Consider the following 8,183-nt stretch of genomic DNA (forward strand, 5'->3'; position numbering starts at 1 on the left):
ATCGCTTACGAACGTCGAGAGAAACGCGGCGGGGTTCCGTGATTCGGTTTCCGTCGCGGTTGTGTCCTGAGCCGACAAGTTGAGGGAATGTCGGCTCCTTGGGCTTGAAAGGCTCCAGGGCCTTGTCCATGGCCTCGGTCGAAGGCTTGCCATCTTCACCAAGCAGCTTGGAACCATCCAGATATTCGGTGAACCCATCTGGGAGAGTGATCCCGGCCTGGGCCGCATAACCCTTGAGTTCAGCCCGTGCCAGCTTTCCCGAATACTCCCGCTCAACCTGGGCCCGCACAGGGTCGGCCGGCATGGCCTCGGAAATCGGTTCTGCGTCGCTCATGGCGACCTCCTAGAGAGCTAGTCAATGAAAAGAAGTAGAGAGAAGGGCCGCCTAAGAGCGGCCCTATACCTCACAAGAGGACAACGTAAGAGAAGACACTGCCCCCCTTACCCCCCACTGTGAACGATGCAAGTAGGAAGTAAGGGGAGGAGTGTTTCTCTACGTTGTCCCTCTCACAGGGAGGTGTCCGCAGAGCCTCATAACGACTTAGGAACTGCCCAGCCCGCAGGCCGCGCCAGAGGCACACCGCCGAGTGTGCATGGCCCCAGAGGATCGCTCCTCCACTGTTCTGAATTAATGCGACACAGGGGGAGGCCGCCCGGAGGTGGCTTCCCTCACGTCACGCCCCTGTGGTGTTGATGCGGCCCCACACTTCCCGGTAGCCCGACAGATCTTGTTCCGTCAGACCATCGAATTCGTACACAAGGTTCCTGTTCCGGCTTACCTGGATTCCCGCATACCTCAAACGCCGCGTACGGGCCTTGGCGGGCTTTTGGTGGGTCTCGCAATATCTCCGGGGGCGTCCACGCTTCCGTGTCGCCTGCGAGGCGTACAGAGGCTCACGGCATCCAACCCATCGGCAGGACTCTGGGGGGTAGTTCCTACGTTCCACCAGGTAGCCGGAACCGTGCCGCGCACCCGCCTCCTCTGCTGCGGAGAGCAGAGAAAGCAATTCGCCATAGTGGTCCGGATCATCCACACCGGGGCGCTGTTGCATGACGGATTGCATCTCTCGTTGGCTCGACTCAGGATCAAATGTGGGAAGAGTCGCCACGATGGGAGCCCAGCACAGGGAGACCATCCCGGTATGAGCTATCGCTATCCGCTCGAACTCCGTTTTCGTCTGCTCGACCCAGAGACTCGGCCATTCCTCGAATGCTTCTTCACCCGCATCCTCTAGTAGTGCATCCGCGCGGCGCTCCAGCTCGGCCTGGCCAGGTTCGTCCACAGGTGGAATCGTCTTGGTCACGTGGTCCTCTCAGCAAACAAAAAGCCCCCGAATTTCCTCGGGGGTGTTCACTATTGGCAATTCTTCAGTTCTGTTCGTCCAGCCATTTTTCCAAGTCAGCCGGTCGGCAGCGGAGGGACTGACCCACCTTTCGGAACGGGATCTTCTCGTCACGCCAGTTCCCGTATACCCATGACCGGGGCTTGTTCAGATACCCGGCCACGTCATCCACTGTCATCAGCTTGGTCAAGCGCTCCTCCGGAAACAGAAGGCCCCCGAGTCGCCTCGGGGGCCGTGAGTTATAAAGTTCTGCATTGCGAGGGAGGTCGCTACCCCTTCGAAACCGCCATAGATTCGATGATCTTCAACGTTTTATCGGTCAGCTCTCCGCCCGCTTTTCCAGCGATCGTGCCCAAGTAGCCTTCACGCCGAGCCCGCTTCAAGTGATCCTTGATGGTCTCCGGCTTACGGCCGATCAGCTTCGCCAATCGCCTCACGGGGGCCACGGCTCCCATGTCGGCCATGGACGCGTAGGTGAACGAGAGAACAGCCAAGTAGCGCTCCGAAACACCCTCGTTGGCCAGCAGAAGCCCGGCCGTCTCCCCTGATTCGGTGAGCGCCTTCGCCGCGTCCTCCAAGACGCTCTGAGCCTGCGGTGCCATCTTGGCCAGGTTCAGAGCCGCAGCAAGGTCGAGCCTGCGCAGCACAGTCGTGGAGATGCCACGGGCTACGTCCCGTGCGGGCGCGTCGGCGGCCGGCTCGATGGTGATGCGCTGCGGGCCGCCAGTCACAGGCCCTGTCGGCCACCACATGCGAACCGTCCACCCCCCTTGCTGCTGCTCGATCTCAAAGCCGCTCTCATCTGCTCGCATACCCTCACCATACACCACCCTGAGGGTCCCACCCAGGGTTGACAACACAGGGTGGGCAAGCTCAATCTGAAGTCAGGTGCTCCCGACACACCGGTCGAGCACTCCCCTTGGACAGAAAGGCCAGCACCTCCGTGGCTAGAGCTTGGGTTGCGCGTTCGAAGGATGACCCAAAGAAGTGGACGACGTTTTGGTACGACCCGGACGGCAAGCAACGGCAGAAGACGTTCGAGGCCAAGAAGCGGGCTGACGACCAGCGCAAGCGCAAGGAACAGGAACTCGACGCAGGGACCTACCTGGACGACCGGTTGGGCAAGCAGCCCGTGACGGCCGTGTGGGAGCAGTGGACGAATCAAAGGAAGCTGGAGAACAGCACCAAGAAGCAGTACCGGTCCATCCAGAAGACGACTCTTGAGCCGTTCTTCAAGGCCCGTTCCATCGTGTCCCTGAAGGTCGCTGACGTTGAGCAGTGGCTCTTGTGGATGGAGCAGGACCGGAAGCTGTCCGCTCGCACACGGCGTCAGCGGTTCTCGTTCTTCTCCGGGATGATGGACTGGGCTGTCGTCAACGAGATCATCGGCCGGAACCCGTGCAAGAAGGTCAAGGGCGCGGGCAGTCGCGCCAAGGAGATCCGGGAGCACAAGAGCACCGCTCGACGGCTCACGACGCGGGAAGTACTGGCGATGCTGGATGCCGCCCCTCCGCGTTACCGCGCGATGCTCTGGCTCATGGCTGGATGCGGCCTGCGGCTGGGTGAGGCCATGGCGGTGTCCCGCGATCAGATCGACTTCAAGGCCGAGACGCTTCGGGTCGACTTCCAGATTGCGGAGGACGGAGACTCCGAGTCGGGGAAGAACAGCGCCATCCAGCGTCGGCACATCAAGGCTCGTGACGAAGGCGAGCCAGGGCGTTCCGTCCCCCTCCCGCCGAACGTCGCCTTCGAGCTTCGGCGGCACATCAAGAACCACGGCGTATGGGGGCCGGAACGGCTTCTCTTCCCCAACGTGACGCGGACTGGCTACCTCTACGCGTCGTACTTCTACCCGAAGATCTGGATGGAGGCTCTGGGCAAGGGGCAGGTGAAGTACTGCAAGGCTCACTCGCTCCGGCACTACTACGGGTCGCGGCTGTTGTACGCCGGAGTCCCCGAGAACGACGTGGCCGACTGGATGGGCCACAGCAGTACGGACGTACTGAGAGAGCACTACCACTACATCTTCGAAGGGGCCGAGCAGCGCGGCCGTGCAGCCATCGCAACCATGCTGACGCCCGGCGCTGACGACCCCACGGAGGCGTCAGAGGTCGCCTGATCCGCATACGACAACAGCCCCCGGCATGACGCCGGGGGCTGTGTTGTTTGTGCAGGTCAGTGGCTGTTTTCAGCCCGGCATCTGCCCAGGATTCCCCCAGCATGACGCCCAGGAACGGCCCTGATCGGGCCGCAACGGACAGAAAGCCGAGGGTGTCCCTCCGGACCTTCGAAACAGCTTCTGACCTGCAAAAACCCTGCTAGGGCAGGTTCCTCGCCATCACGATCCGCTGGACTTGATTCGTGCCTTCATAAATCTGGGTGATCTTGGCGTCGCGCATCATGCGCTCCACCGGGTAGTCGCGGGTGTAGCCGTAGCCGCCGAGGAGCTGGACGGCGTCGGTGGTGACCTCCATCGCGACGTCCGAGGCGAAGCACTTCGCGGCCGCGCCCAGGTAGGTCAGGTCGGCGTCGCCGCGCTCGGAGGCGGCGGCGGCCTGGTAGGTGAGGGCGCGGGCCGCCGAGATCTTCATGGACATGTCGGCGAGCATGAACTGGATGCCCTGGAAGTCGGCGATGGCCTTGCCGAACTGCTTGCGCTCCTGGACGTAGCCCTTGGCGTAGTCGAGGGCGCCCTGGGCGCAGCCGAGGGCCTGGGCGGCGATGGTGATGCGGGTGTGGTCCAGGGTCTTCATGGCGGTCAGGAAGCCCGTGCCCTCCTCGCCGATCATGCGGTCGGCGGGGATGCGGACGTTGTCGAAGTAGACCTCGCGGGTCGGGGAGCCCTTGATGCCGAGCTTCTTCTCCGGGGCCCCGAAGGAGACGCCCTCGTCCGACTTCTCGACCACGAAGGCCGAGATGCCCTTGGAGCGCTTGGCCGGGTCCGTGACCGCCATCACCGTGTAGTACTCGGAGACGCCCGCATTGGTGATCCAGCGCTTCACACCGTTGAGGATCCAGTGGTCGCCGTCGCGGACGGCCTTGGTCCTCATGCCGGCCGCGTCCGAGCCCGCCTCCGGCTCGGAGAGGCAGTACGAGAACATCGCGTCGCCCTTGGCGAGCGGGCCCAGGTACTTCTTCTTCAGTTCCTCGGAGCCGGAGAGGATCACCGGCAGCGAGCCGAGCTTGTTCACGGCCGGGATGAGAGAGGAGGAGACGCAGGCACGGGCGACCTCCTCGATCACGATGACCGTGGCGAGGGCGTCGGCGCCGGCGCCGCCGTACTCCTCGGGGACGTGCACGGCGTGCAGGTCATTGGCGACGAGGGCGTCGAGGGCCTCCTGCGGGAAACGGGCCTCCTCGTCCACCGCCGCGGCGTACGGCGCGATCTTCGCCTCGACCAGCGAACGGACGGCGTCCCGGAGCATGTCGTGCTCCTCGGACGGGCGGTACAGGTCGAAGTCAGCCGATCCGGCCACGGTGTCTCACGCTCCAAAGACGCAGTGATACTGACGCTAATTACCGTTAAGTAACTGAATTTTAGAGGGCTTGTGTGAACACGCCTACGTGAGCTTGGTGACAGCGGGGAAATTGCCCGCTGAGCGGCCCGACTATGCTCAGGCACCGCATGACCGCGCAGGAACGACGGACCGGAGCTGGAGCACACCCATGAGCCTGAAGATCACCGTGATCGGCACCGGCTACCTCGGCGCAACGCACGCCGCGGCCATGGCGGAGCTGGGCTTCGAGGTGCTGGGCCTGGACGTCGTCCCGGAGAAGATCGCCCTGCTGGAGCGCGCCGAGACCCCGATGTACGAGCCGGGGCTCGAGGAGCTGCTGCGCCGGCATGTGGCGGGTATCGAGGGGTCGACCGGGCGGCTGCGGTTCACCACGGACTGGGCGGAGGCCGGTGCCTTCGGCGAGGTGCACTTCGTGTGCGTGAACACCCCGCAGAAGCACGGCGAGTACGCCTGCGACATGAGCTACGTCGATTCCGCGATCGCCTCCCTCGCCCCGCACCTGCGCGGCCCGGCGCTGGTGGTCGGCAAGTCGACCGTGCCGGTGGGCTCGGCCGACCGGCTGGCCGCCTATCTCGCCGCGCACGCCCCGGCCGGCGCGGACGCCGAGCTGGCCTGGAACCCGGAGTTCCTGCGCGAGGGGTTCGCCGTCCAGGACACCCTGCACCCGGACCGGATCGTCGTCGGCGTGCGCAGCGAGCGGGCCGAGAAGCTGCTGCGCGAGGTGTACGCCGGCCCGGTCGGGGAGGGCACGCCGTTCGTGGTCACCGACTTCCCCACCGCGGAGCTGGTGAAGACGGCCGCGAACTCCTTCCTCGCCACCAAGATCTCCTTCATCAACGCCATGGCCGAGGTGTGCGAGGCGGCCGGCGGTGACGTGGCGAAGCTGGCGGAGGCCATCGGGTACGACGACCGGATCGGGCGGAAGTTCCTGCGCGCCGGGATCGGCTTCGGCGGCGGCTGCCTGCCCAAGGACATCCGGGCGTTCATGGCCCGGGCGGGCGAGCTGGGCGCGGACCAGGCGCTGACCTTCCTGCGGGAGATCGACTCCATCAACATGCGCCGGCGCGGGCAGATGGTGGAGATGGCCCGGGAGGCGCTGGGCGGCGGTTCCTTCCTCGGCAAGCGGGTCGCGGTGCTCGGTGCCACCTTCAAGCCGGACTCGGACGACGTCCGCGACTCGCCCGCGCTGAACGTGGCGGGGCAGATCCACCTCCAGGGCGGCCAGGTGACGGTGTACGACCCGAAGGGCATGGACAACGCCCGCAAGGTCTTCCCGACCCTGGGCTACGCCGACTCGGCGTCGGCGGCCGTCCGGGGCGCCGACGTCGTGCTGCACCTGACCGAGTGGGCCGAGTTCCGCGAGCTGGACCCGGCGGCGCTCGGCGAGGTGGCGACGGCCCGGGTGATCCTCGACGGGCGCAACACCCTGGACCCGGAGCGGTGGCGCCGGGCGGGCTGGACGTACCGCGCGATGGGCCGCCCCACCGCGTAGCCGCAGCGGCCTCGGGTGACGCCGGTTCGGCCGAGGCTCAGTCGGCCGAACCGGCGTCTGTCCGCATTCTGCACCACGCCGCTGTGACTCACGCACCCTTCCCCCGGTACCGGCGCATCTTCGCGCGGGCCCCGCACACCTGCATCGAGCACCAGCGGCCTCGGCCGGCGGGGCTGCGGTCGTAGTAGGCCCAGTGACAGGTCTCGGCCTCGCACGCCTTGAGCCGGGTCCAGGTGCCGGCGACCAGCGCCTCGGCGACGGCGGCGGCGACCCGGGAGAGCAGCGGGCCCTCCTCGGCGGGGGCGAGCCGGGCCGAGCCGTCCCGCTCGTCGACGGCGACGTGCAGCGGGGCGCGCGCCAGCAGGGTGCCCAGCGGGGTCACCGCGCGGTGCGGCGGGTGGCCGGCGTGGGCCAGCAGCACGGCCCGCAGCGATTCGCGCAGTTCCCGCGCGTCGGCCAGCCCCGCCCCGGTGATCCCGAGGCGCTCGCGGCCCTGCGGTGTCTCCAGCGAGTCGGCACCCGTCTCGATGTCCAGGGTGTTCACCAGGGACTCGATCAGGGCCAGGCCGCCGGGCGCGGCCGATCTCTCGCTCATGCTTGCGACGTTACCCCCGATGCGGGACCATGCAGTAACCGTTACCGGTTGCCCGCCCTTGCGGGTAACCCCTGAGGGAGGTAGTCATGGCGCTCGCCAAGCTCGACGTCGTGGTGCTGGACTGTCCCGACCCGCGCGCGCTGGCCGGCTTCTACGCGGCCGTGCTGGGCGGCACGGTCGAGGAGGAGTCCGGGGACGGCACGTGGGTGGACCTGAAGGTGCCGGGCGGGCCGGCGCTGGCCTTCCAGCGGGCGCCCGGTTTCGTGCCGCCGCGGTGGCCCGCCCCGGACCGCTCGCAGCAGTTCCACCTGGACCTGACCGTGGCGGACCTGGACGCGGCCGAGCAGGGTGTGCTGGAGCTGGGCGCGAAGCCGCTGGACGCGGACGACCGCGAGCGGACCTTCCGTGTCTACGCCGACCCCGCTGGGCACCCGTTCTGTCTCTGTGCCTGTTGAGTCTGCTGAGTCTGCTGGAGGAGAGAACCCATGGCGACCGTGGCCCGTTTCCGCAACGTCGTGCTCGACTGCCCCGATCCGCACGCGCTGGCCGCCTTCTACGCGGCGGTGGCCGGCGGCACCCCGCGGGCGGAGGACGACGACTGGGTGGTGCTCCAGGTGCCGGACGGCGGTCCCCGGCTCGCCTTCCAGCGGGCCGAGGACCACACCCCGCCTCAGTGGCCGCGCGCGGACCGCAACGGCCAGCAGCTCCACCTGGACTTCGACGCGGGTGCGACCTGGGCGGAGCTGGACGCGGCGCACGAGCGGGTGCTGGAGCTGGGCGCCCGCCCGCTGGACCTGGAGGACCGCGAGAAGAAGGACTTCCTGGTGTACGCCGACCCGGCCGGGCACCCCTTCTGCCTGTGCCGGATCGAGGGCGGGTGACGCCCTAGGAGGCGTCCAGTTCGGTGATCCTGGCCGTGGACGCCTCCCGGCGCAGCTGTGTGGCGCGTGCGACGAAGTCCGCGCTGCGCAGCACCCGCTGGATGTTTCCCCAGGTCAGCTGGGCCAGTTCGGTCTCGGACCAGCCGCGCCGCAGCAGTTCGGCGATCAGGTGGGGGTAACGGGAGGCATCGGCGAGGTCCCGGGGGTGGACGGTCCCGGAGTCGTAGGTGCCGGACAGGCCGACGCAGTCGGGGCCGGCGACGTCCCGGACGTGGTCGAGGTGGTCGGCGACGTCGGGGACGGCCGGGCCGGTCTGCTCGGCGGTCAGCGGCACCATGCACAGGCCCTTCGCCC

General features: G+C 67.1%; 11 protein-coding genes. 4 read left to right on the forward strand and 7 right to left on the reverse strand.

Annotation, left to right across the window (positions count from 1 at the left end; genetic code table 11):
- From IE312_RS18710 to IE312_RS18725, 4 genes are all read right to left on the reverse strand, one after another.
- On the reverse strand, positions 1–334 hold a 334-nt coding region (locus IE312_RS18710; RefSeq protein WP_189983230.1), incomplete at its 3' end, for a hypothetical protein.
- Positions 335–674: 340 nt separating this feature from the next.
- The gene (locus IE312_RS18715; protein WP_189983232.1) at positions 675–1,304 is read right to left on the reverse strand and encodes a hypothetical protein; all 630 of its coding nucleotides are present in this window, start codon (positions 1,302–1,304) and stop codon (positions 675–677) included.
- A 64-nt stretch (positions 1,305–1,368) separates the two neighbouring features.
- Complete coding sequence (locus tag IE312_RS18720) at positions 1,369–1,521, reverse strand: helix-turn-helix domain-containing protein (RefSeq protein ID WP_189983559.1); 153 nt, start codon at positions 1,519–1,521, stop codon at positions 1,369–1,371.
- Between the two features lie 91 nt (positions 1,522–1,612).
- The gene (locus tag IE312_RS18725) at positions 1,613–2,155 is read right to left on the reverse strand and encodes a hypothetical protein (RefSeq protein ID WP_189983234.1); all 543 of its coding nucleotides are present in this window, start codon (positions 2,153–2,155) and stop codon (positions 1,613–1,615) included.
- Positions 2,156–2,286: 131 nt separating this feature from the next.
- On the opposite strand from IE312_RS18725, the gene IE312_RS18730 reads away from it, so the two are divergent.
- Positions 2,287–3,462: a tyrosine-type recombinase/integrase gene (locus IE312_RS18730; RefSeq protein WP_189983561.1), complete on the forward strand. Its 1,176-nt coding sequence runs from the start codon at positions 2,287–2,289 to the stop codon at positions 3,460–3,462.
- A gap of 199 nt (positions 3,463–3,661) precedes the next feature.
- On the opposite strand, the gene IE312_RS18735 is transcribed toward IE312_RS18730, so the two are convergent.
- The gene (locus tag IE312_RS18735; RefSeq protein ID WP_268254323.1) at positions 3,662–4,819 is read right to left on the reverse strand and encodes an acyl-CoA dehydrogenase family protein; all 1,158 of its coding nucleotides are present in this window, start codon (positions 4,817–4,819) and stop codon (positions 3,662–3,664) included.
- Positions 4,820–5,009: 190 nt separating this feature from the next.
- On the opposite strand from IE312_RS18735, the gene IE312_RS18740 reads away from it, so the two are divergent.
- Positions 5,010–6,353 (forward strand): UDP-glucose dehydrogenase family protein, encoded by a 1,344-nt coding sequence (locus IE312_RS18740; RefSeq protein WP_189983236.1) that lies wholly within the window; start codon positions 5,010–5,012, stop codon positions 6,351–6,353.
- Positions 6,354–6,441: 88 nt separating this feature from the next.
- Here IE312_RS18740 and IE312_RS18745 read toward each other — a convergent pair whose 3' ends face one another.
- A complete protein-coding gene (locus tag IE312_RS18745) occupies positions 6,442–6,948 on the reverse strand; it encodes a CGNR zinc finger domain-containing protein (protein WP_189983238.1) in 507 nt (168 codons plus the stop codon).
- Positions 6,949–7,034: 86 nt separating this feature from the next.
- On the opposite strand from IE312_RS18745, the gene IE312_RS18750 reads away from it, so the two are divergent.
- Positions 7,035–7,403 carry a VOC family protein gene (locus tag IE312_RS18750; protein WP_189983240.1) on the forward strand — a complete coding sequence of 123 codons (369 nt, stop codon included), beginning with the start codon at positions 7,035–7,037 and terminating at the stop codon, positions 7,401–7,403.
- A 30-nt stretch (positions 7,404–7,433) separates the two neighbouring features.
- Positions 7,434–7,829 (forward strand): VOC family protein, encoded by a 396-nt coding sequence (locus IE312_RS18755; protein WP_189983242.1) that lies wholly within the window; start codon positions 7,434–7,436, stop codon positions 7,827–7,829.
- A gap of 4 nt (positions 7,830–7,833) precedes the next feature.
- Here the strand turns inward: IE312_RS18755 and IE312_RS40780 are convergent.
- The coding region (locus tag IE312_RS40780) for a membrane dipeptidase (RefSeq protein ID WP_229900081.1) at positions 7,834–8,183 on the reverse strand (350 nt) is incomplete at its 5' end.

Source organism: Streptomyces capoamus (assembly GCF_014654935.1).
GTDB classification, from domain to species: domain Bacteria; phylum Actinomycetota; class Actinomycetes; order Streptomycetales; family Streptomycetaceae; genus Streptomyces; species Streptomyces capoamus.